The 23555-nt window shown below is 68.1% G+C and carries 17 protein-coding genes; 8 read left to right on the top strand and 9 right to left on the bottom strand.

The annotated features are described in order from the left end of the window. Position 1: 1 nt before the first annotated feature. The 4 genes from pcnB to panB are packed head-to-tail and all read left to right on the top strand — an operon-like array spanning position 2 to position 3662. The gene (gene pcnB / locus LGN19_RS26655; RefSeq protein ID WP_226217985.1) at positions 2 to 1540 is read left to right on the top strand and encodes a polynucleotide adenylyltransferase PcnB; all 1539 of its coding nucleotides are present in this window, start codon (positions 2 to 4) and stop codon (positions 1538 to 1540) included. Positions 1541 to 1575: 35 nt separating this feature from the next. Beyond that, positions 1576 to 2118: a 2-amino-4-hydroxy-6-hydroxymethyldihydropteridine diphosphokinase gene (folK, locus tag LGN19_RS26650; protein WP_043189526.1), complete on the top strand. Its 543-nt coding sequence runs from the start codon at positions 1576 to 1578 to the stop codon at positions 2116 to 2118. Continuing rightward, positions 2115 to 2801 (top strand): deoxynucleoside kinase, encoded by a 687-nt coding sequence (locus LGN19_RS26645; protein WP_085041792.1) that lies wholly within the window; start codon positions 2115 to 2117, stop codon positions 2799 to 2801. Before folK ends, LGN19_RS26645 begins: the two co-directional genes overlap by 4 nt. A gap of 45 nt (positions 2802 to 2846) precedes the next feature. Then, a complete protein-coding gene (gene panB / locus LGN19_RS26640; RefSeq protein WP_226217984.1) occupies positions 2847 to 3662 on the top strand; it encodes a 3-methyl-2-oxobutanoate hydroxymethyltransferase in 816 nt (271 codons plus the stop codon). A 120-nt stretch (positions 3663 to 3782) separates the two neighbouring features. Here the strand turns inward: panB and LGN19_RS26635 are convergent, their stop codons facing one another. The 5 genes from LGN19_RS26635 to grpE form a co-directional block, all read right to left on the bottom strand. Continuing rightward, positions 3783 to 5711 (bottom strand): chorismate-binding protein, encoded by a 1929-nt coding sequence (locus LGN19_RS26635; RefSeq protein ID WP_226217982.1) that lies wholly within the window; start codon positions 5709 to 5711, stop codon positions 3783 to 3785. A gap of 13 nt (positions 5712 to 5724) precedes the next feature. Continuing rightward, complete coding sequence (gene dnaJ / locus LGN19_RS26630; RefSeq protein ID WP_043189531.1) at positions 5725 to 6861, bottom strand: molecular chaperone DnaJ; 1137 nt, start codon at positions 6859 to 6861, stop codon at positions 5725 to 5727. A 266-nt stretch (positions 6862 to 7127) separates the two neighbouring features. Beyond that, positions 7128 to 9080 (bottom strand): molecular chaperone DnaK, encoded by a 1953-nt coding sequence (gene dnaK, locus LGN19_RS26625; RefSeq protein WP_122944538.1) that lies wholly within the window; start codon positions 9078 to 9080, stop codon positions 7128 to 7130. Between the two features lie 147 nt (positions 9081 to 9227). Further along, a complete protein-coding gene (locus tag LGN19_RS26620; protein ID WP_226217980.1) occupies positions 9228 to 9683 on the bottom strand; it encodes a thioredoxin family protein in 456 nt (151 codons plus the stop codon). A gap of 10 nt (positions 9684 to 9693) precedes the next feature. After that, positions 9694 to 10239, bottom strand: a complete 546-nt coding sequence (gene grpE / locus LGN19_RS26615) for a nucleotide exchange factor GrpE (RefSeq protein ID WP_122944536.1) — start codon at positions 10237 to 10239, stop codon at positions 9694 to 9696. Between the two features lie 355 nt (positions 10240 to 10594). Between grpE and LGN19_RS26610 the strand changes: the two genes are divergently transcribed. Beyond that, complete coding sequence (locus LGN19_RS26610) at positions 10595 to 10756, top strand: hypothetical protein (protein WP_164462531.1); 162 nt, start codon at positions 10595 to 10597, stop codon at positions 10754 to 10756. Here LGN19_RS26610 and LGN19_RS26605 read toward each other — a convergent pair. From LGN19_RS26605 to hrcA, 3 genes are all read right to left on the bottom strand, one after another. Then, positions 10728 to 11135 carry an RNA-binding S4 domain-containing protein gene (locus tag LGN19_RS26605; RefSeq protein WP_226217978.1) on the bottom strand — a complete coding sequence of 136 codons (408 nt, stop codon included), beginning with the start codon at positions 11133 to 11135 and terminating at the stop codon, positions 10728 to 10730. The two genes, LGN19_RS26610 and LGN19_RS26605, sit on opposite strands and share 29 nt — an antisense overlap. An 84-nt stretch (positions 11136 to 11219) precedes the next feature. Further along, positions 11220 to 12284 (bottom strand): ferrochelatase, encoded by a 1065-nt coding sequence (gene hemH / locus LGN19_RS26600; protein ID WP_226217976.1) that lies wholly within the window; start codon positions 12282 to 12284, stop codon positions 11220 to 11222. A 147-nt stretch (positions 12285 to 12431) separates the two neighbouring features. Further along, positions 12432 to 13454 (bottom strand): heat-inducible transcriptional repressor HrcA, encoded by a 1023-nt coding sequence (hrcA, locus tag LGN19_RS26595; protein WP_096472512.1) that lies wholly within the window; start codon positions 13452 to 13454, stop codon positions 12432 to 12434. 130 nt (positions 13455 to 13584) lie between these two features. On the opposite strand from hrcA, the gene LGN19_RS26590 reads away from it, so the two are divergent. Next, positions 13585 to 14487, top strand: coding sequence for an NAD kinase (locus LGN19_RS26590; protein ID WP_226217974.1), 903 nt, complete (start codon positions 13585 to 13587; stop codon positions 14485 to 14487). Between the two features lie 19 nt (positions 14488 to 14506). Further along, positions 14507 to 16156 carry a DNA repair protein RecN gene (recN, locus tag LGN19_RS26585; RefSeq protein WP_226217972.1) on the top strand — a complete coding sequence of 550 codons (1650 nt, stop codon included), beginning with the start codon at positions 14507 to 14509 and terminating at the stop codon, positions 16154 to 16156. 116 nt (positions 16157 to 16272) lie between these two features. Here recN and glnE read toward each other — a convergent pair whose 3' ends face one another. After that, positions 16273 to 19074, bottom strand: coding sequence for a bifunctional [glutamate--ammonia ligase]-adenylyl-L-tyrosine phosphorylase/[glutamate--ammonia-ligase] adenylyltransferase (glnE, locus tag LGN19_RS26580; RefSeq protein ID WP_226217970.1), 2802 nt, complete (start codon positions 19072 to 19074; stop codon positions 16273 to 16275). Between the two features lie 227 nt (positions 19075 to 19301). On the opposite strand from glnE, the gene LGN19_RS26575 reads away from it, so the two are divergent. Next, positions 19302 to 23501: a YhdP family protein gene (locus LGN19_RS26575; protein WP_226217968.1), complete on the top strand. Its 4200-nt coding sequence runs from the start codon at positions 19302 to 19304 to the stop codon at positions 23499 to 23501. Positions 23502 to 23555: the final 54 nt, after the last annotated feature.

Below are 23555 nucleotides of genomic sequence, written 5' to 3'. Positions count from 1 at the left end.
CGTGATCAAAAAATTCATCCGCAAGCTGCTCGGTCAGGACGAAACCGAGCAAACGTCTCCCGCAACGGCCCCGGCCGACGAAGCGGCCCCTGCTACCCCGCGCGCCCCGAAGGGCGCCCGTGGCGGCGGCGCGAAGAAACCGCGCAGCAACCATGAACCGACCGTCGTGCCGGCCAGCGTGCACGGCATCAACCCGGCGCTGATCTCGAAGAATGCCGTGCGCGTGACCGACACGCTGCAGCAGGCGGGCTTCCGTGCATTCATCGTCGGCGGTGCGGTACGCGACCTGCTGCTCGGCATCGCGCCGAAGGACTTCGACGTCGCGACCGACGCAACGCCGACCGAAGTGCAGCGCCTGTTCCGCCGCGCGCGCCTGATCGGCCGCCGTTTCCAGATCGTCCACGTGCAGTTCGGCCAGGAGCTGATCGAGGTGTCGACGTTCCGCGCGCTGGTCGATGCGCCGCCCGAGGCGCCCGCCTCGGAGCCGCCGAAGCGCCTGAAGCGCGACGAACTCGATCGCCGCACGCACGCGGTCGACGCGAGCGGCCGCGTGCTGCGCGACAACGTGTGGGGCGAGCAGCACGAAGATGCCGCGCGCCGCGACTTCACGATCAACGCGATGTACTACGACCCGTCGACGCAGACGGTGCTCGACTACCACGACGGGATGGCCGACATGCGCGCCCGCCTGTTGCGGATGATCGGCGATCCGGCCACGCGCTTCCGCGAGGATCCGGTGCGGATGCTGCGCGTCGTGCGCTTTGCGGCGAAGCTCGGTTTCGAGATCGAGCCGCATACGCGCGAGCCGATCAACGCACTCGCCGACCTGATCAACAACGTGCCCGCGGCGCGCCTGTTCGACGAAATGCTGAAGCTGCTGCTGTCGGGCCACGCGCTCGCATGCCTGAAGCAGTTGCGCAAGGAAGGCCTGCACCACGGGCTGCTGCCGCTCCTCGACGTCGTGCTCGAACAGCCGCAGGGCGAGAAGTTCATCACGCTCGCGCTGAACAACACCGACGCACGCGTGCGCGCCGGCAAGCCGGTCTCGCCGGGCTTCCTGTTCGCGACGCTGCTGTGGCACGACATGCGCCAGCGCTTCGAGCAATACACGGCCGAAGGCGAAATCCCGGTGCCGGCGCTCCATCGCGCGATGGACGACGTGCTCGACATGCAGACCGAGAAACTCGCGATCCACAAGCGTTTTTCGGCCGACATGCGCGAGATCTGGGGCCTGCAGTTGCGCCTCGAGAAACGCTCGGGCCGCAGCGCGATGCGGCTGCTGGAACACCAAAGGTTTAGAGCGGGGTATGATTTCCTCCTGTTACGCTGCGAATCCGGCGAGCTCGATGCGGAAGTCGGACAGTGGTGGACGGATTTCATCGAAGGCGACGCGGCCGCTCGCGAGGCATTGCTCACGCAAGGCGGCTCGAAGGAAAAATCGCCCCGCAAGCGGCGCCGCCGCGGCGGCGCGCGAAACCGCAACCAGGGTGAAGGTGCCGCCGAGCAGGCACCGGACACCTCGGACGGTTCCGACGACTGACGCGCTCGCCGGCGAACGACGTAGGAAGTGATGCCATGACGGTTGCATATATCGGACTGGGGGCGAATCTCGGCGATGCGCGCCAGACCCTGAAGGACGCGGTGGTGTGCCTCGCGCAGCAGCGCACCATCTCGATCCTCGGCAAATCGAGCCTGTATCGCACGGCGCCGTTCGAAGCGGGCGGCGACGACTACTACAACTGCGTCGTCAAGCTCGACACGACGCTGTCGGCCCGCGAGCTGCTCGCGCTTTGCCAGAAGATCGAACATCACTTCGGCCGCGAGCGCCCGTATCGCAACGCGCCGCGCACGCTCGATCTCGACATCCTGCTGTTCGGCGCCGACTCGATCGACGAACCCGACCTGATCGTCCCTCACCCACGTCTCACCGACCGTGCGTTCGCGCTCGTGCCGCTCGTCGAGATCGAGCCGGCGCTCGACATCCCCGCGCGCGGCCGTGCCGATGCCTTCCTCGCCGCCGTCGCGGATCAGCGCGTCGAGAAGGTGCAGACCTGCCAGTGCCTGATGCAGAAGGCGCTCGCTGCCAGCGAAGACGCCGACAAGAACCGCTGCCGATGACCCCGACTCCCCTCACCGTCACCGCGCCCGACCTGCGCGCCCCGCACCGCTATCTCGTGATCGAAGGCCCGATCGGCGTCGGCAAGACGACGCTCGCGCGCCTGCTCGCGGAACGCTGGTCAATGCAGACGCTGCTCGAGCGCCCGCAGGACAACCCGTTCCTCGAACGCTTCTACCGCGACACCGCGCGCTACGCGCTGCCCGTGCAGCTGTCGTTCGCGCTGCAGCGCGCGCAGCAGGCGCGCGAGCTGATCGGCGCGCTCGAAACGGGCCGCCCGGTCATCGCCGATTTCATGCCGCAGAAGAACGACATCTTCGCGCGGCTGAACCTGCCGGAAGACGAATGGCAGCTCTACCGCTCGGTCGCGACGCACGTGGACGTGCCGCAGGCGCCGTCGCCCGACCTCGTCGTCTACCTGCAGGCGAGCCCCGAAGTGCTGTTCTCGCGGATCCAGAAGCGCGGGCTGCCGATGGAGCTGCAGATCAGCGATGCGTACCTGCGCTCGCTCGTCGACGCGTACAACGAATTCTTCTACCACTACGACCGCACGCCGGTGCTGACGGTCGCCGCGGAACACCTGAACCCGCTGGACTCCCCCGAAGATCTCGCCCTGCTGGTCGAGCGCATCGAGACGATGCGCGGCCGCAAGGAGTTCTTCGTCAAGGGCGAGACGACGCGCTGACGCGTCCTCGCCTGTCGTTCCTTACCCATTCGAACCGGATTTCCCATGACCTATCTCCAGGAATCGAGCCGGCCTGCCGTCACGGTGCCCAAGCTGCAGGCAATGCGCGACGCCGGCGAGAAGATCGCGATGCTCACCTGCTACGACGCGAGCTTTTCCGCACTGCTCGACCGTTCGGGCGTCGACGTGCTGCTGATCGGCGATTCGCTCGGCAACGTGCTGCAGGGCCATACGACCACGCTGCCCGTGTCGCTCGACGACATCGCGTATCACACCGCCTGCGTCGCCCGCGCGCAGCCGCGCGCGCTGATCATGGCCGACCTGCCGTTCGGCACATACGGCACGCCAGCCGAGGCATTCGCAAGCAGCGTCAAGCTGATGCGCGCCGGTGCGCAGATGGTCAAGCTCGAAGGCGGTGAATGGCTCACCGAGACGATCCGCTTCCTCGTCGAGCGTGCGGTGCCCGTGTGCGCGCACGTCGGCCTTACGCCGCAGTCGGTGCACGCGTTCGGCGGCTTCAAGGTGCAGGCCAAGACCGAAGCCGGTGCCGCGCAACTGCTGCGCGACGCGCGTGCGGTCGAGGCGGCCGGTGCGCAGGTCGTCCTGCTCGAAGCCGTGCCGACGCTGATCGGGTCCGAAGTCACGCAGATGCTGCGCGTGCCGACGATCGGCATCGGTGCAGGCGCCGACTGCTCGGGCCAGGTGCTCGTGCTGCACGACATGCTCGGCGTGTTCCCCGGCAAGCAGCCGCGCTTCGTGAAGGATTTCATGCAGGGCGAGCCGAACATCCAGGCGGCCGTCGAAGCGTACGTGCGCGCGGTCAAGGACGGTTCGTTCCCCGGCCCCGAGCATTCGTTCTGACGTCCGTCACGGGGCCGGCGATGCGTTCGCCGGCTCCTCGATGAAAAAAGCGCGGCGCCCTTTGCGGGGCGCCGCGCTTTTTCTTTCACACGCTGCCGGCTGCAGTTGGTTGTCGGCCGGTTACTTCAGTACCGCGTCGAGCGCGCCACGCAGCGCGTTGGTCAGCAACAGCGCCTCCGCACGCGCGAGATCGTCGCGGGTCACGATCCGTTCCGTCGCGCCGAACGCACGATCGTCGAGCAGCACGCCGCGCATCACGCCCGGCAGCACGCCAGACTCGAGCGGCGGCGTCACCCACTGACCGTCGAGCTTCACGAACAGGTTCGAGCGCCCGCCTTCCGTCACCTCGCCGCGCTCGTTGACGAACAGCATGTCGAAACCGCCAAGCGCCTCCGCGGCCTGCCACGCGCGATCGTATTCGGCGCGGCGTGTGGTCTTGTGCAGCAGCAGCGCATCGCTCGCACGGGTCGGTGCGAAGCCGTGCGCGGACGCCAGCAGCACGCCGACCGGCCCTGCCGACAGCGGCTTGAGCGGTGCCGAGACGATCTCGATCGTGCCGTCCTTCGCGAGCGCGAGCTTCATCCGGTAAGCGCCGTCGCCGTCGAGCGCCGCGCAGCGCGCGTCGATCTCGCGACGCAACGCATCGGCGTCGAAGTGGAAACCGAACGCATCCGCGCTACGCTGCAGCCGCGCGAGATGGCGATCGAGATGCCGGATGCCGTCCGCACGCGTGGCGGCGGTCGTTTCGAACAGCTGGAAGCCGGGATCGGCGTCCGTCAGGAATCGCGCTTTCAATTCGCACTCCGCATATTCGTCGGCCGCGACGCTGTCGAGCACGATGCCCGCACCGACGCCCATCGTGCCGCGGCGCCGGCCGGCGGCTGCCGTTGCCGGACGGTGCGCGTCGGCACCGGCCGCACCGTCGCTGTCATCACCTTCGCCGGCTGCGTCGAGTGTCAACGTACGGATCGCCACCGACAGGCAGAAATCGCCACAGCCGGCCAGGCGATCGCCCGGCGCTTCGGAATCCGCGCCTTGCTTCGCAGCGTCGAGCCAGCCTATCGCGCCCGTGTAGAGCCCGCGCGGCGTCGATTCGATCGCATCGATCAGCTGCATCGTCTTGTGCTTCGGCGCCCCCGTGATCGATCCGCACGGGAACAGCGCACGCAGCATCTGCGCGAACGTCGTCCCGTCGCGCCAGCCGGCCTCGACCGTCGACGTCATCTGCCACACGGACGCATACGGCTCGACGGAGAACAGCGCCGGCACGCGAACCGTCCCGGTGCGTGCAATCCGCGACACGTCATTGCGCAGCAGGTCGACGATCATCACGTTTTCCGCGCGGTTCTTCGGATCGTTCGCGAGGAACGTGGCCGCTGCCGCATCGTCGCGAGGATCGGCCGAACGCGGTGCCGTGCCCTTCATCGGCCGCGCGCGCAGCACGTCGCCGTGCTTCTCGACGAACAGCTCGGGCGAGCACGACACGACCCACGCCCCGTCGGGCAACGCGATCAGCGCGCCGTAGCGCACCGGCTGGCGCGCCCGCAGCCGCCGGTACAGCGCGAGCGGCGTGCCGAACACGTCGAAGTTCAGCCGGTACGTGTAGTTGACCTGATACGAATCGCCCGCGCGCAGCGCGTCGTGCACCGCGGCGATCGCCGTGTCGAACGCATCGCGCGACACGCTCTTTTCGACATGCGCGACGCCCGCGATCGACGGCGTTGCGCCGCCGTCCTGCTGCGCGAGCCACGCGTCGACTTCGTCGCGCGACAGGCGCTCGCAGCGCGTATACAGCAAAAAGCGCAGCGGGGCATGGCCCGGCTGCGCTCGTTGCAGGTTGCGTCCGAATTCGTAATCGCCGACAACGACCGCATGCAGCCCGTCGCGCAGATCCTGCGCCACCGCCGCATCGACCTCGTCGAGCCGAGCCGGATCCGTGCACACACGTTCGCGCACGAACCCCGAATACAAACGACTCGACCGCGCGAGCGCGGTCGAGTCGCAATCGTCCAAGAGCGCGAACGACGCGCTCTCGTTGCCTTCAGTCATGCTGTTACTCGCGTTACTCGAAGAAGCTCTTCACACGATCGAACCAGCTCTTGCTCTGCGGGCTGTGACGCGCGCCGCCCTCGGCCAGCGATTTCTCGAACTGCTTGAGCAGATCGCGCTGGTTGTCGGTCAGCTTCACCGGCGTCTCGACCTGCACGTGAACGTACAGATCGCCCGCGATGCTCGAACGCAGCCCCTTGATGCCCTTGCCGCGCAGGCGGAACGTCTTGCCCGACTGCGTGCCTTCCGGCACCGGGAACGATGCACGACCGGCCAGCGTCGGCACCTCGATCTCGCCGCCGAGTGCGGCGGTCGTGAACGGGATCGGCATCTGGCAGTGGAGATCGTCGCCGTCGCGCTCGAACACCGAGTGCGGCTTGATGTGGATCTCGACGTACAGGTCGCCCGGCGGCCCGCCGTTGATGCCCGGCTCGCCGTTGCCGGCCGAGCGGATCCGCATGCCGTCGTCGATCCCGGCCGGGATCTTCACTTCGAGCGTCTTGGTTTCCTTCACCTTGCCCGACCCGTGGCAATGCACGCACGGCTCGGGGATGTAGGTGCCCGTGCCATGGCATTTCGGGCAGGTCTGCTGGATGCTGAAGAAGCCTTGCGACATGCGCACCGTGCCCTGGCCGTGACAGGTCGGGCAGGTTTCCGGCTTCGTGCCGGGCTTCGCGCCCGAGCCGTGGCAGACCTCGCACGATACCCAGCTCGGCACGCGGATCTGCGTGTCGTAGCCGTGTGCGGCCTGCTCGAGCGTGATTTCCATGCTGTAGCGCAGGTCGGCGCCGCGATACACCTGCGGGCCGCCGCGGCCGCCGCGCGCGGCACCGCCCGCGGCCTGGCCGAAGATGTCGCCGAAGATGTCGCCGAACGCGTCCGCGAAGCCGCCGAAGCCCTGTGCGCCCGCACCGCCCATGTTCGGATCGACGCCCGCGTGGCCGTACTGGTCGTACGCTGCCCGCTTCTGGCCGTCCGACAGCATTTCATAGGCTTCCTTCACCTCCTTGAAATGCTCTTCCGCATCCTTGTTGTCCGGATTGCGGTCAGGGTGATACTTCATCGCAAGCTTGCGATACGCCTTCTTGATTTCGTCGTCGCTCGCATTCTTTGCGACGCCCAGAACCTCGTAGTAATCCCGTTTCGCCATATCGATTCACTGTGCCGTCCGCGCCTCATGCACGCGGCGGCTCCTTTCGCTCGCAGTAAAGTCTCTCGACGCGTCTGGCTCCGGCCCGTTCGGGACGGTCACGCAGCGCCCGCCAAAAAACAAATGTGCCCGGAGGGCCGCGAAGCCCGCCAGGCGTGGAGTCGATCCGGCCATCCGGAAGGAAAGACAGACCGCTTGTCAGCCAACCCGTCAGCCGCGCCGCGCGCGGGTTGCGCGCGCGGCGTGCGGCACCGGGGCAACCCGGCTTAGTCCTTCTTCACTTCCTTGAACTCGGCGTCGACGACATCGTCGGCAGCCTGTTGCGCGCCGCCTGCATGGGCCGCGCCTTCCGCTGCACCCGCTGCGCCGGCCGCACCTGCTTGCTGGGCCTGCATGTCGGCGTACATCTTTTCGCCGAGCTTCTGCGAAACCTTGCCGAGCTCCTCGACCTTCGCGTCGATCGCAGCCTTGTCAGCCGACGCGTCCTTCAGCACTTCCTCGAGCGACTTCAGCGACGCTTCGATGGCTTCCTTCTCGCCCGCGTCCAGCTTGTCGCCGTACTCGGTCAGCGCCTTCTTCGTGCTGTGGACCAGCGCGTCGCCCTGGTTGCGCGAATCGGCCAGCTCGCGCAGCTTGTGATCTTCCGCTGCGTTCGCTTCCGCGTCCTTGATCATCTGGTCGATTTCAGCCTCGGACAGACCCGAGTTCGCCTTGATCGTGATCTTGTTTTCCTTGCCGGTCGCCTTGTCCTTCGCGCCGACGTGCAGGATGCCGTTCGCGTCGATGTCGAAGGTCACTTCGATCTGCGGCACGCCGCGCGGTGCCGGCGGGATGCCTTCGAGGTTGAACTCGCCGAGCAGCTTGTTGCCGGCTGCCATTTCGCGTTCGCCCTGGAACACCTTGATCGTCACGGCGCCCTGGTTGTCGTCCGCCGTCGAGTACACCTGGGCGTGCTTCGTCGGGATCGTCGTGTTCTTGCTGATCATCTTCGTCATCACGCCGCCGAGCGTCTCGATGCCGAGCGACAGCGGGGTCACGTCGAGCAGCAGCACGTCCTTGCGGTCGCCCGACAGGACCTGGCCCTGGATCGCCGCGCCAACCGCGACAGCTTCGTCCGGGTTCACGTCACGGCGCGGATCCTTGCCGAAGAATTCCTTCACCTTCTCCAGCACCTTCGGCATACGCGTCTGGCCGCCGACCAGGATCACGTCGTCGATGTCCGACACCTTGACGCCTGCGTCCTTGATCGCGATGCGGCACGGTTCGATCGTACGCTCGACGAGGTCTTCCACCAGCGCTTCCAGCTTCGCGCGGGTGATCTTCAGGTTCAAGTGCTTCGGGCCCGACGCGTCTGCCGTGATGTACGGCAGGTTGATTTCGGTCTGCTGGCTCGACGACAGCTCGATCTTCGCCTTTTCAGCGGCTTCCTTCAGGCGCTGCAGCGCGAGCACGTCCTTCGACAGGTCGACGCCCTGCTCCTTCTTGAACTCGCCGATGATGTAATCGATGATGCGCTGGTCGAAGTCCTCGCCGCCGAGGAACGTGTCGCCGTTGGTCGACAGCACTTCGAACTGCATTTCGCCGTCGACGTCCGCGATTTCGATGATCGACACGTCGAACGTACCGCCGCCGAGGTCATACACGGCTATCTTGCGGTCGCCCTTCTCGACCTTGTCGAGGCCGAACGCGAGCGCGGCTGCGGTCGGCTCGTTGATGATCCGCTTGACTTCGAGGCCCGCGATACGGCCCGCGTCCTTGGTTGCCTGGCGCTGGCTGTCGTTGAAGTACGCCGGCACCGTGATCACGGCTTCCGTGACCGGCTCGCCGAGGTAGTCTTCGGCCGTCTTCTTCATCTTGCGCAGCACTTCCGCCGAAACCTGCGGCGGCGCGAGCTTTTCGCCATGTGCTTCGACCCATGCGTCGCCGTTGTCGGCCTTGACGATGGTGTACGGCATCAGGCCGATGTCCTTCTGGACTTCCTTCTCTTCGAAGCGGCGGCCGATCAGGCGCTTCACCGCGAACAGCGTGTTCTTCGGGTTGGTCACCGACTGACGCTTGGCCGGCGCGCCGACGAGCACTTCGTTGTCGTCCATGTAGGCGATGATCGACGGCGTGGTGCGCGTGCCTTCCGAGTTCTCGATGACCTTGACCTGGTTGCCTTCCATGATGGCGACGCACGAGTTCGTGGTGCCGAGGTCAATACCGATGATCTTTCCCATTTTTCCTAATCTCCAGAAATGCTTGTTTGCTGCGCAAAACCCCGCGTTTTGGGGCGGTTTCGCGCGCCAGAATTCAACTCTGTTCCCGAAATGCGTCCGTCCGGTCCGTTTTCAAGACCCGACGAGCGATGCGGATATTAAATTTTTTCAATCGCTGCCGGCTAGCGGATCGCCGCCCGGCGGATCGCCGCCCGGCGGATCGCTGCCCGCCGGATTGCCCGTCGCCGCAGCGATCTTCGCGCGCGCCGCCGACACTGCGGCCTGGAACTGCGCGAGGCCATGCCAGCCCGTCGCGCGGCCCAGCCGCTTGCCGCGGTGGAAGAAGAACCACGTCGGCACGCCGTGCAGCCCGAAGCGGCGCCCCAACTGGTGGTGTTCGTACACGTTGCAATGGAACCACTTCAGGCCCAGTGCGCGGATCGCGTCGGGCTGGGCGAGCATCGCCTTCTTCGCGATCTCGCAGTTGAAGCAGTCGACGCCCCAGAAGAACACCACCGCAAGTGCATTGCCCGCGCCGTCGATCGCCGCGTCGAACGTGCCGGCGTCCACCGCCTGCATGTCAAACGCGTCGAACGCGGCCGGATCGACGCCGGCAGGCACCATTGCGACGGCCTTACTTCGGCTGCGCGACGGTGACGAGCGCCGGACGCAGCACGCGGTCGGCGATCGTATAGCCCTTTTGCAGCACTGCAACGACGGTGTTCGGCTCCTGATCGGCCGGTACCATCGAAATCGCCTGGTGCTGATGCGGATCGAATTTCTCGCCGACCGGGTTCAGCGCGACGACGCGGCCCTTCTCGAGCGCGCTCGTCAGCTGGCGCAGTGTCAGTTCGACACCTTCGCGCACCTTCGTGATGTCGCCGGACGTATCGCTGACGGCTGCTTCCAGGCTGTCCAGCACGGGCAGCAGGTGCTCCGCGAAGCTCTCGATCGCAAACTTGTGCGCCTTCGAGACGTCGTCCTGCGCGCGACGGCGGACGTTCTCGGTCTCGGCCTTCGCCCGCAGGAAGCTCTCCTGCAGCTCGGCGACCTTGGCTTGAGCCTCCGCGAGCGCCGCGTCGGCTGCTTCGGCGGCGGGAGCAGCGCCTTGCGCCGCCTGCTTCTCGCTGCCGATATCTTCGGCCGATTGGGTAGCCGGGTTCTCTTGCGTGTTTTCCATGTCGCTGAAAGTCGATTAGAGGTTGAAGCCAAATCGGCAACCGCCGGACCGTATACCCGGCGGCACCGCACATTGCTGGTGCAAATAAGGGTGAAAACTACGATTTCAAGAGGGTTATTCGCCGGCATTCTCCAATGCCGCGAAACAACCGCGCGTCGCACCGGTGCATCGCCCGCATAGTCCGTCAGATCGGGCGAAACGGGCTGTAACAACGCTTACCTGGCAAGTACTAGCTTGGCACAGGCCCGCTGCACTACACTCCACTCAAGCGTCGGAAAAGCGTGTTTACCCGTAGCTGACCGCCGCCTGACATCCACCTGGCGCCGTTTTCACCCTTCTTCTCGAGGGGAGTACCGTGAAACTGACCTTTGCGATCTCGGTGGTCGCGCTGGTACTCATTGCCGGCACCACCACCATCTGCCTGTCGGGAGCCGTCACCGACCGCACGACCGAATACGGGGGCGCGCGGGCGACGTTTGACCAGATGTTCAGCTCCCACCAGAAAATCTGTCGATGATGCGCCGGTCGCGCTTCGTCGGCCGGCCGTGCAATTCGGCCGCCGGCTCGCGATACGTGCGGCGCCGCTCCAGTTCGGCGAGCCGCGCGGCCCGCCCCGCTTCCGTTTCCGCGTAAAGCGTCTGCGCGACGCTCGCCGGCCCGCGCACGTCGCACACGCCGAGCACGGCAATGTGCCAGACGATGCCGTCGATCGCAATCTCGACCTCGTCGCCCACGCGCACTTCCTTCGCCGGCTTGACCGCCGCGCCGCCGATCTTCACGTGCCCCTTGTCGACCGCATCGGTCGCTAGCGAGCGCGTCTTGAAGAACCGGGCCGTCCACAGCCATTTGTCGATGCGCAGCTTCGCGCCCGGTTCGGTCGAAATCTTGTAATTCATCGCAGCCTCCGCCGGGCCGCCCCAAGGAGGCTGACCGCCCCCTCGGGGGGCAGTGAACGAAGTGAGCGTGGGGGTCGTTTCATCTCAGCTCACCGTTTCGGGCTGCGCGGCCCTGACCGGCCAGCCCTGCAGATTCTCGGCGACGATCTCGCCGAGCGCGCCGATCCACGCGGGCGCGCCGTTCAGGCACGGAATGCGGTGGAACGCCTTGCCGCCGCCGGCGAGGAATTCGTCGCGCACTTCCATGCCGATCTCCTCGATCGTCTCCAGGCAGTCGGCCGTGAAACCGGGACAGAACACGTCGGCCCGCCGCACGCCGGCTTCGCCGAACTCGCGCAGCGTCGGCGCGGTGTAAGGCTGCAGCCATTCGGCCTTGCCGAAGCGCGACTGGAACGTGACGCGACATTCGGTCGTCGACAGCCCGAGCGCGGCCATCAGCAGCGCGCCCGTTTGCTGGCACTGGTCGTGATAGGGGTCGCCAAGGTCGAGCGTGCGCTTCGGCACGCCGTGAAAGCTCAGCACGAGCTTGTCGCCGGCCGCGAAGTCGGGCCGGCCGTGCTGCGCCCAGTACTGGCGTACCTGCTCGGCCAGCGCGTGGATATAGGCCGGATGGTCGGCGTAATGCCGCACCGTGCGTACTTCCGGCTGGTTGCGCATGCGCGCGAGCGCGTCGAACGCGGCGTCAAAGGCGGTGGCCGTGGTCGACGCCGAGTATTGCGGATACATCGGCATCAGCAGCACGCGCTCGACGCCCGCGCGCTTGAACTGCGCGAGCGCGTGCGCAATGTTCGGGCTGCCGTAGCGCATCGCGTAGTCGAGCATCACGTGATAGCCGTTCGACGTGAGCAGATGCCGCACGCTGTCGGTCTGGCGCTCCGTGTACACGCGCAGCGGCGAGCCCTCGGGCATCCAGACCGCCGCGTATTTCTTCGCGGAAGCACGGCCGCGCAGCGGCAGGATCAGCGTGCGCAGCAGCACCTGCCAGACGGCCTGCGGAATCTCGACGACCCGCGGATCCGACAGGAATTCGGCCAGGTAGCGCCGCACCGCGCGCGGCGTAGGGGCGTCGGGCGTGCCGAGATTGATCAGCAGCACACCGATGCGATGGGCAGCCGCGATGCTCGAAGGCGGCTCAAGATCGAAACGCATGGGCAAGAACGTGCTCGGGGCACGGGACCGGACGGCTCTCAATTATAGCGGGCCGCTCCGTGTCGTTCTGCTGGCTGTTCGGCCGACTACCGGCACACGCGGCGCCGCGGCACGATGACGGGGCGGGATCGGGCTGGCGCTGGCCGGCTACTGCTGGCTCAGCGTGAGCGACAGCAGGCGCGCGGTGATGTCGACGATCGGTATCACGCGGTTGTACGCCATGCGGGTCGGGCCGATCACGCCGAGCGTGCCGACGATCTGCCCATTCACCTCGTAAGGCGCGGTGACGACGCTCATTTCCTCGATCGGCACGAGCGTCGATTCACCGCCGATGAAGATCTGCACGCCCTGGGCGTGGCTCGACACGTCGAGCAGTTGCAGGAGGCCCGTTTTTTGGTCGAATACGTCGAACAGCTTGCGCAGCCGAGCCATGTCGGAGGAAAGATCCGCCACCTCGAGCAGGTTGCGCTCGCCGGAAATCAGCACGGTGTCCTCGGTGTCGGGCACCTCGGTGCTGGCCGTCACCGCCAGATGCATCAGCGCGGTCATGTCGCCGCGCAACTGGTCGATCTCGTCGCGCAGGCGGCGGCGTACCTCGTCGAACGACAGCCCGGCGAAATGCGCGTTGATGTAGTTGGACGCCTCGGTCAGCTGCGACGGCGAGTAATCGCGCGGCGTCGCGAGCATCCGGTTCTGCACGTCGCCCTCGGGCGTGACGATGATCAGCAGGATGCGCTTGTCCGACAGGCGCATGAACTCGATCTGCTTGAACACGTGGCTGCGGCGCGGTGTGAGCACGACGCCCGCGAACTGCGACAGGTTCGACAGCACGCTCGCGGCGGCCGCCACGACCCGCTGCTGCGGCTCGCCGGCCTGCAGCGTGTTCTGCACCTGCCGCGCGACGGCTTCGGCGTCGATCGGCGCCTCGACCGTCAGCATCGTGTCGACGAACAGCCGGTAGCCGCGCGGCGTCGGCACGCGGCCGGCCGACGTGTGCGGGCTCGACACGAGGCCGAGCTCCTCCAGGTCGGACATCACGTTGCGGATCGTCGCCGGGCTCAGCTCGAGCCCGGAGTAACGGGACAACGTGCGCGATCCGACTGGCTGACCGTCGGCGATATACCGTTCGATCAGGGTTTTCAGGAGGGTTCGTGCGCGAGGATCTAGCATGGTGGAAAATTTTAGCGCAACCGCGCGACCGCGGCGAGTGGCGTGGCCACCGATGCGCGGGCCAGCCCGATCCGGCCCCGTCTGCGCACAGCCGGTTCTTTTCGTCAACGAGCTATGGTGTAATGCCGGCATGAAAACCGGTAATCAGTTCAACACCGTCGCGCTCGTCGGCCGGAGCAACACGCCGAACATCGCCGAGCCGCTCACCACGCTGGCCGCCTGCGTCGCCAAGCGGGGCTTCGAAGTCGTCTTCGAAGCCGAGACCGCGCGCGAGATCGGCATCACCGGCTACCCGGCGCTGACCCCGGCCGAAATCGGGGCGCGCGCCGACGTGGCGGTCGTGCTGGGCGGCGACGGCACGATGCTCGGCATCGGCCGTCAGCTCGCGCCGTACAAGACACCGCTGATCGGGATCAACCACGGGCGGCTCGGCTTCATCACCGATATCGCGGCGGCCGACATGCAGGCGCTCGTCCCGGTGATCCTGTCGGGCAAGTTCGAGCGCGAGGAGCGCGCGCTGCTCGAGGCCCGCATCATGCGCGACGGCGAACCGATCTACCACGCGATCGCCTTCAACGACGTCGTCGTGAACCGCAGCGGCTTCTCCGGGATGGTCGAGCTGCGCGCATCGGTCGACGGCCGGTACATGTACAACCAGCGTTCGGACGGCCTGATCGTCGCCACCCCGACCGGCTCGACCGCCTACGCGTTGTCGTCGGCCGGCCCGATTCTCCATCCGCAGCTGGCGGGCATCGTGCTCGTGCCGATCGCGCCGCACGCGCTGTCGAACCGGCCGATCGTGCTGCCCGACGATTCGAAAATCGCGATCCAGATCGTCGGCGGGCGCGACGTCAACGTGAACTTCGACATGCAGTCGTTCACCGCGCTCGAACTGAACGACACGATCGAGGTGCGCCGCTCGAAGCACACGGTGCCGTTCCTGCACCCGATCGGCTACAGCTACTACGCGACGCTGCGCAAGAAGCTGCACTGGAACGAACACGCCTCGAACGAAGACGACAAGGCGTCCTGACGCCGCTCCGCCCTACACCATGCTCCGCCACCTCTCGATCCGCGACTTCGTCATCGTCGCCGCGCTCGATCTCGAATTCGACAGCGGCTTTTCCGTCTTTTCCGGCGAGACCGGCGCCGGGAAATCGATCCTGATCGACGCCCTCGCCCTTGCCCTCGGCGAACGTTCCGATGCAAGCGTCGTGCGCACCGGCTGCGGCCGCGCCGACATCACCGCCGAATTCACGCCACACGATCGCGTCGCGCGCTGGCTCGACGAACACGCGTTCGACACCGAGGACACCGTGATGCTGCGCCGCGTGATCGATGTGAGCGGCCGGTCGCGCGCGTTCATCAACGGCACCAGCGCGACGCTCGCGCAACTGCGCGAGCTCGGCGAAATGCTCGTCGACATCCACGGCCAGCATGCGCACCAGCTGCTGATGCGGCCCGACGCACAGCGCGAGCTGTTCGATACCCACGCGGGGCTCGTCGCCGATGCCGCGAACGTCGCGCGCGCATGGCGCGTGTGGCGCGACGCGACGCAGGCGATCGACGCCGCGAAGGCGCACGAGCGCGAGTTGCAGCTCGAACGCGAGAAACTCGCCTGGCAGCTCGCCGAGCTCGACAAGCTCGCGCCGCAGCCCGGCGAATGGGACGAAGTCAGCAACGAACACAAGCGACTGTCGCATTCGGCGAACCTGATCGAAGGCGTGCGCGGCGCGCTCAACGCGCTGTCCGAGTCCGACGACGCGATGCTCGCGCAGCTCGGCGCGATCGTGTCGAAGCTGCGCAGCCTCGCCGACTACGACACCACGCTCGGCGATGCGCTCGCGTCGCTCGAACCGGCCGAGATCCAGTTGCAGGAAGCCGTCTATTCGCTGTCGCACTATGCGCAGCGCGTCGACCTCGACCCCGAGCGACTCGCGCAGGTCGAAACCCGCCTCGATGCGCTGCACTCGACCGCCCGCAAGTTCCGGCTGCCGCCCGACACGCTGCACGAAGAACACGCCGCACGCCGCGCGCAACTCGCCGCACTCGATGCGGCGGCCGATCTCGGCGCGCTCGAGGCGGTGCAGGCCAAGGCGCGGGAAGCCTATCTCGCCGACGCCAAGCATCTGTCCAAGGCGCGCGCACAGGCCGCCAGGACGCTCGGCACGGCCGTCACGGCCGGCATGCAGGAACTGTCGATGGCGGGCGGAAGCTTCGAAGTCGCGCTCGTGCCGCTCGCCGATGGCGGCCCGCACGGGCTCGAACAGGTCGAATTCCGGGTCGCCGGGCACCCCGGCGTGCCGCTGCGGCCGCTCGCGAAGGTTGCGTCGGGCGGCGAGCTCGCGCGGATCAGCCTCGCGCTCGCGGTGATCGCCAGCGCGGCCAGCCCGACGCCGACACTGATCTTCGACGAAGTCGATACGGGGATCGGCGGCGGCGTCGCCGAAGTGGTCGGCCGCCTGCTGCACCAGCTCGGGCGCGATCGCCAGGTGCTATGCGTGACGCACCTGCCGCAGGTCGCCGCGCGCGGCGATCACCACTTCCAGGTCGCGAAAGGCGCCGACGCGCGCGGCGGCACGGTATCCACGGTCATTGCGCTCGACCGCGCCAACCGGATCGAGGAAGTCGCGCGGATGCTCGGCGGGCTCGAGATCACGGCCACGACGCGCAAGCACGCGAAGGAAATGCTCGCGGCCTGACGCCGGCCGTCCGTTATCCGTTCATCGGATGCAAAAAGACCGGCGCGTGCGCCGGTCTTTTTTTGGCACGGCGGCGCAATCGTGTCCGCCCTGCCGCACCGCGTCGAACGATCGTTTCAACTATCCGTTTCAATCGCACCGAACACGCGCTTCCACAGCGCCGTCACGGCCGCCCGCTCGTCGGCCACCACGGCCGGATCGACCCGCGCCTTCTCCATCCCGTCGAGCCGCAGCTTGTGCTGCAGCTTCCGGTACTTGCGGTACGCCGCCCCGACGCGCTCGGCCTCGTCCTCGCCCATCAGCCCGAAGCGCGCGACCTCGCGCAGCAGCGCGATGTTGCCCGTGTTGCGGATCAGCTCGGCGTCGCTCGACGCGTGCAGCAACACCCAGTACTGAACGATGAACTCGATGTCGACCATCCCGCCGCGATCGTGCTTCAGGTCGAACAGCTCGGTCTGGTTCGGGTGGCCGGCAAACACCTTGCCGCGCATGTCGACGATTTCCTTCGCGAGTACGCCGCCGTCGCGCGGTGTCGTCAGCACCTGCTGACGGATCGTCTCGAAGTCCGCGCCGATCTGCGCGTCGCCCGCGCTGTAGCGGGCGCGCGTCAGCGCCTGGTGCTCCCAGACCCACGCGGTATTCGCGGCGTCGCCCTCGCGCAACTGGTAGCGGCGGAACGCGTCGAGATCGGTGACGAGCAGCCCGGCCTCGCCGTTCGGCCGCAGCCGCAAGTCGATGTCGAACAGCGCACCCGCGCCGGTCGCCGTGGTGAGCCACGTGATCAGGCGCCGCGTGAAGGTCGTATAGACATCTGCCGAACGATCGTCCGCATCGTCATACAGGAAGATCAGGTCGAGATCCGATGCGTAGCCGAGTTCCTTGCCGCCCAGCTTGCCGTACGCGATCACCGCGAACTTCGGCACGTCTCGATGGCGCTTCGCGAGCTGCGACCAGACGACTTCGATCGTCACGTCGAGCACCGCGTCGGCCAGTTCGGACAGGCGGTCGCTCACGTGCTCGACCGACAGTTGCCCGGCCAGATCGATCAGCAGGATCCGGAACACTTCCGCGTGCTGCGCGTGCCGCAGCAGGTCCATCTGCTGCTCGGGGCCGTCGGCCGCGGCAAGGCGCGCGCGCAGCGCGTCCTTGAACGCGGGCCAGTCGAACGGGCTCGCAATCGCTTCGTCGTCGAGCAGCTCGTCGAGCAGTTGCGGGTGGCGGATCAGGTAGCCGCCGCCCCAGCGCGTCGCACCGAGCACCGACAGCACGCGGTCGAGCGCGGCCGGATACTCGGTCAGCAGCGCGAGGTAGACGCCGCGCCGGCTGACCGTCTCGAGCAGGTCGAACAGGCGCACGATCGTGTCGTCGCGGCGCGCGGCGTCGATGTTCGGCGCGGCCTCGAGCGCCCGCTGCGCGACGCTGTCGAAGCGCTGCCGGCTCTTCTCCGCGAGGCCCATGTAGCGCGACGACTGCCAGATCGCGCGCAGCCGGGTGAGCACCGCGGCCGGATCGGTAAAGCCGAGGCCGTCGAGACGGGCGACCAGCGCGTCGTCCTCGCCGTCGTCGGCCAGCGCGCCGCTCCAGATCCACGCGGCCGCCGAGTCGTCGCCGGTCGCGCAGGGCGCGCCGCTCGCCTTGTCCGCAAAAATCTGGTCGAACTGCGCTTCGACGAACGTGCGGTGGCCGTCCAGGACCGCCATCAGCGCCGCATAATCGGCAAAGCCCAGCGACGCGGCCAGCGCCGCGCGTTCGTCCGGCTCGACGGGCATCGCGTGCGTCTGCGCGTCGTTGCGGTACTGCAGCCGGTGCTCGAGCGTGCGCAGGAAGTTGTAGGCGTCGGTCAGGCGCTCGCGCACGTCCTCGCCGATCAGCCCGCGCGCCTGCGCATGGCGCAGCACCGCGAGCGTCGGCCGCACGCGGAATTCCGCATCCTGACCGCCGCGGATCAGCTGGAACACCTGCGCGCTGAATTCGATCTCGCGGATCCCGCCGCGCCCGAGCTTGATGTCGTCGGCCTTGTCGGGCCGCATCGACGCGCGGCGCGCGGCTTCCTGCCGGATCTGCTGGTGCAGCGAGCGGATCGCGCCGATCACGCCGAAATCGAGATAGCGGCGGTACACGAACGGCTTGACGATCGATTCGAGCTGCGACTCCAGCCGCCGCGCCGCGTCGCTGTCGCCTTCCGACACGAGCCGCCCCTTGATCCATGCATAGCGCTCCCACTCACGCCCCTGCACGTAGAAATATTCCTCGAGCATGCCGAGGCTGCAGACGAGCGGGCCCGAATCGCCGTTCGGGCGCAGCCGCATGTCGACGCGAAACACGTAGCCGTCGGCCGTCACCTCGGACAGCACGCCGATCAGGCGCCGGCCGAGCCGCGTGAAGTATTCCTGCGTGGACAGCGGCGCGCGCGCGCCGCCGGTCGTCTCGCCGTCGTCCTCGTAGACGAAGATCAGGTCGATGTCCGACGACACGTTCAGTTCGCGGCCGCCGAGCTTGCCCATCCCGACCACGCCGAGCACGACGCGCTGGCCGTCGGCGCCGCGCGGCTCGCCGTACAGCGCCTCGAGCTCGCCCGACAGCAGCGCGAGCGAGCGCTGCACGGCCACTTCGGCGAGATCGGTCATCGCGCCCGTCACCTCGGCGACGTCCGCCAGCCCGCGCAGGTCGCGCTCCGCGACCGCGCCGAATGCCTCCGCACGCAACTGCCGCAGCGCGCGCTTCAGTTGCTCCTCGGTCGGCGCGGCGGTGCCGGCCGGCGTCGCGAGCAGTTCGGTGAGGCGCGCGTCGAGCTGCGCGCGGCCGAGCGGCGCGGCGGCCCATGCGGCGACCTGGTCGGCCAGCACGGGGCGCGCGGCGGCCGCGCGGGCCAGATAACGGGAATAGGACGTGCAGATCAGGGCGGAAGCGTCGGTCATCGAGAAGCGGGCCTGGCGGAAAGGCCGGCCGGCACGGGAAACGCATGCGCGACCCGCTCCCGACCGGCCCCATGGACTCGGCGCGGCATCGCGGGGCGGGTACGCCCGTCGCGAAACCGCGCGCCGGAAAGCCCGTGCCGCGCTGCCTCAACGGCCGCCGGCACGAACCCGTGTGATACATTTCAACGTCAGTCTGCAAAACTACCATATCGCCGCCCGTCCGCCGCATGTCCGACCGTCAGGAATCCGCCGTAGCTGCGCCCGAAGCGGGACCTCCGAAGCACGATCATCCGGTCCTGCGTCGCGTGTTCAGGGTGACGCTGGCAGTCGGGATCGGCACCTACTTCGTCGCGTCCGGCGCATTCCTCGGGCTGCGCTACGTCCTGCTGCCCCGCATCGACGAATTCCGCCCGCGCATCGAGCGTGCGGTGTCCGACAAGCTCCACGCGCAGCTTTCGATCGGCAAGCTTTCCCCGAACTGGTCCGGCATGCAGCCGGGCGTCGAACTCACGAACCTGACGATCCGCGGCCGCGACGGCAAGGTCGCGCTGTCGGTGCCGCATGCGACGGCCGCGCTTTCGTGGATGTCGCTGCTGCGGCTGTCGCCCGCGCTGTCGAGCCTGATCGTCGACCAGCCCGACCTCGTCGTCGCGCGCACGGCCGACGGTTCGCTGAGCGTCGCGGGCGTCGGCGTGGCGACCACCCATGGCGGCAACGACACGTTCGGCACGTGGCTGCTGAAGCAGGAGGCGATCGTGCTGCGCGGCGGCACGCTGCGCTGGCGCGACGCCCAACACGACGCGCCGGAGCTCGTGCTGTCGGGCATCCGGCTCGCGGTGCTCAACGACGGCCGCGTGCACAAGGCCGCGCTGCAGGCGCCCGCGAACGGCACGCTGCTGCTCGGCCCGCTCGATTTCCGCGCACGCTTCAAGCACAAGCCGCTCGCGCCGGTCGGCAAACCGTCGAACTGGGCGGGCGACGCTTACCTGTCGACGGGCCCCGTCGACCTGCAGACGCTGGCGCGCTACCTCGACATGCCGCTCACGATCCACGCAGGCCGGATCGACAATGCGATCTGGGCAACCTTCAGCGACGGCCACCTGCATTCGGCGGGCGGCGACCTGCAAGGCGCGGACGTCGCGCTGCGCGTGCGCCCGACGCAGCCGCGGCTCGACGTGCCGACGGTCGGCTTCGGCTGGGACATGCAGCTCGATGCCGGCCACGACTACACGCTGCACCTGACGCGCTTCAACGCGGAGCTCGGCCAGCCGCCGCTGCCGGACGGCACGCCGCTCGCCCGCTCGCTCGCGCTGTCGACGCTGACGGCCCGCTACCGCGTGCCGACCGCCAGCCAGGGGCAGTTGTTGAGCGTCGTCGGCGATCGCGTCGATCTCGGCATCCTCAGCGAGTTCATTCGCGGGCTGCCGCTGCCGGCGCGCCTGCGCAACGAGCTGATCAAGATCGACCCGCGCGGGATGGTGTCGAACTATCACATCGAGGTCGAACGCGCGAAGCCGGCGCGGGCCGAACTCGCCGACGAGGAGCGGCGCACGGGCGCCGCGCCGATCGTCCGCTACCGTTTCCTCGGCGATCTCCAGGGCATCAGCTTCGCCGCGCAGGAGCCGCCGCCGGGCCTGTCGCCGCGCGGCCACCCGCGCGCCGGCTGGCCGGGCATCGAAAACTTGTGGGGCCGCGTCGATGCGAGCGAGACAGGCGGCAGCGCGCATTTCGACACGGTCAACGCGGCCGTCACGGTCCCCGGCGAATTCGACGAGCCGCGCCTGACGTTCGACCGGTTGCGCGGCAACGCCCGATGGGTGATCACGCCGGCGGCCGGCGACAAGCACGCGCGCGTCGACGTGACACTGCCCGACCTGCTCGTCTCGAACCCCGATGCCGAAATCGCGGTGTCCGGTTCGTACACGAACCCCGGCCACGGCCGCGGCACGCTCGACCTGCGCGCCGATTTCGCCCGCGCGTCGGTGGCGCGCATTCCGCGCTACCTGCCGACCGGGATGTCCGAACACCTGCGCGACTATCTCGGCCACGCGCTGCAGGACGGCCAGGTGACCAAGGGCGCGTCGATCGTCGCGCGCGGCCCGCTCGAGAAATTCCCGTTCGAACACGAGCCGGACGCCGGCGTGTTCCACATCGTCGCGCCGTTCACCGGCGGCCGTTTCGAGCCGACGCCGTACCCGCCGCGCAAGCTCGCGAACGGCACGCCGAGCGTCTGGCCGGCGCTCGACGGGATCGACGGCGTGTTCGAGCTCGCGCAGAACAAGCTGCGCTTCGACATCCACCGCGCGCACTACAAGCGCGTCGCGCTGACGAAGGTTGCAGGCCGCATCGACGATCTCGGCAATCCGACCCACTCGCCGCTGATCATCGACGGCCATGCGCAGGGCCCGCTGGCCGACCTGATCGACTACGCGGACAACAGCTCGCTCGGCACGATGAGCGGGCATATCGGCCAGCGGATCGATGCGCAGGGGCCCGCGTCGCTCGGGCTCAAGATCACGATTCCGCAGCACGTCGCGCATCCGCACACGCACGTCGAAGGCGCGCTCGCATTCGGCGGCAACACGCTGACGACCAGCGGCGTACCACCGCTGTCGGCGCTGCGCGGCAGTGTCCGCTTCACCGAGGCCGGTGCATCGCTGCACGACCTGTCCGGCCGCTTCCTCGGCGGCCCGGTGCACGCGAGCGGCAACTTCCAGTCGCACGGCCCGTACACGGTGGACGTGGACGGCCGGCTCGCGCTCGACGCCGCGCGCGGCCTGAACTTGCATGGCCCGGCCGCCGCGCTGCTCGAGCACGTGGTCGGCGACGCGCCGTACAAGGTCGCCGTGCGCGGTGCGCCGGGCCGCCTGCCCGACATCAGCGCGCATTCCGACCTGACCGGCGTCGCACTGCAGTTCCCGGCGCCGTTCGCGAAGGCAGCCGGCACGCCGATGCCGTTCAGCTTCACGCTGCAGCCGGCGCCGCAGGCGGACGGCAAGCGCCTCGAGCACGCCGACCTGACGCTCGGCCCCGTGTCCGCGACCTACCTGCTCGACGCGACGCGCGGCCAGCCGCTGCGCGCGGTGCGCGGCGCGATGGGCATCCACCGGATGCCCGACATGCCGCAGGACGGCGTGAGCGCGGCCGTCGACGTCAACGAACTGGACGCCGATGCGTGGCTCGCGCTGGCCCACACGCTGAAGCCCGACACGCCGCGCGCGCCGCAGCCGGAGGCCGCGCCGCGCGTCGATTTCGCGAGCTTCGTGCCGAAGCGCTTCGCGTTCCATTTCGGCACGCTGAAGCTGCTCAAGCGCAACTGGGAAAACGTGATCGTCGGCGCGTCGCACATCGACGAGCTCTGGCAGGCGAACATCGCGTCGAACCAGGTGTCGGGCTACCTGTCGTGGGCGCCGGGCGGCGGCCACAACGGCGCGGGCGTGCTGAACGCGCGGCTCGCGAAGCTCGTGATCCCCGACAGCGCGCAGCACGATCTCGTCGGCCGCGCGATGAACCTGCCGACGCCGACCGACCGCCCGATGCCGTCGATCGACCTGATCGTCGACCAGGTCGTCGCGCGCAACCACGACATCGGCCGCCTCGTCGTCAATGCGCGCAATATCGACGAAGCCGGCACACCGGTCTGGCAGCTCGACAAGCTGGAGCTGTCGAACCCGGCCGCGAAGCTGACGGCGACCGGCAACTGGCGCACGTCGCGCCGTGCGCTGGCCCGCGGCGCCGACGAAAACGACGCGCCGCGCCGCACCGTGTTCGACTTCAAGCTCGACATCGACAACGCCGGCGCGCTGCTCGACCGCGTCGGCCTGCCCCGCACGCTTGCGGACGGCCATGGCTCGGTCACGGGCAAGGTCGGCTGGCGCGGCGGCCCGACCGCGCTCGACTTCCCGTCGCTTGGCGGCCAGATCGCGCTCGATCTCGAGCACGGCCAGATCCTCAAGGTCGATCCCGGTGCGGCGAAACTCCTCGGCGTGCTGAGCCTGCAGAGCCTCGCGCGCTTCCTGACGCTGAATTTCCGCGACGTGATCGGCAAGGGGCTGCCGTTCGACAAGATCACCGGCACCGGCCAGATCTCGAACGGGATCGCCCGCACCGACGACTTTTCGATGATGACGGGGCCCGCGAACGTCACCGTGCGCGGTGCGGTCGATCTCGGCGCCGAAACGCAGGACCTGCATGCGCACGTCGCGCCGAAAATCAGCGCGGGTGCAGCCGCGATCGGCGCGGCCATCATCAACCCGTTGCTCGGCGTCGGCGTGCTGGCCGCGAACTACGCGCTGTCGGAAACGCTGTCGCGCGCATTCGCGCTCGACTACGCGATCACCGGCTCGTGGGCGCACCCGCACATTGAGCGGGTGCAGGGCGATCAGGGTAAGATGAATCACGGTCCGGCCGATGCGGCGAACCACTGAGCCGCGCGCCGAACCGCGCACGGTGCCGGGCCGCACCCCATTTATGACGCAACC

Origin of the sequence: Burkholderia sp. AU30198 (genome assembly GCF_020419825.1) — a bacterium.
Taxonomy (GTDB): domain Bacteria; phylum Pseudomonadota; class Gammaproteobacteria; order Burkholderiales; family Burkholderiaceae; genus Burkholderia.
The sequence above is the reverse complement of the archived record's forward strand: the minus strand, read 5'-3'. Positions and strand labels throughout refer to the sequence as shown.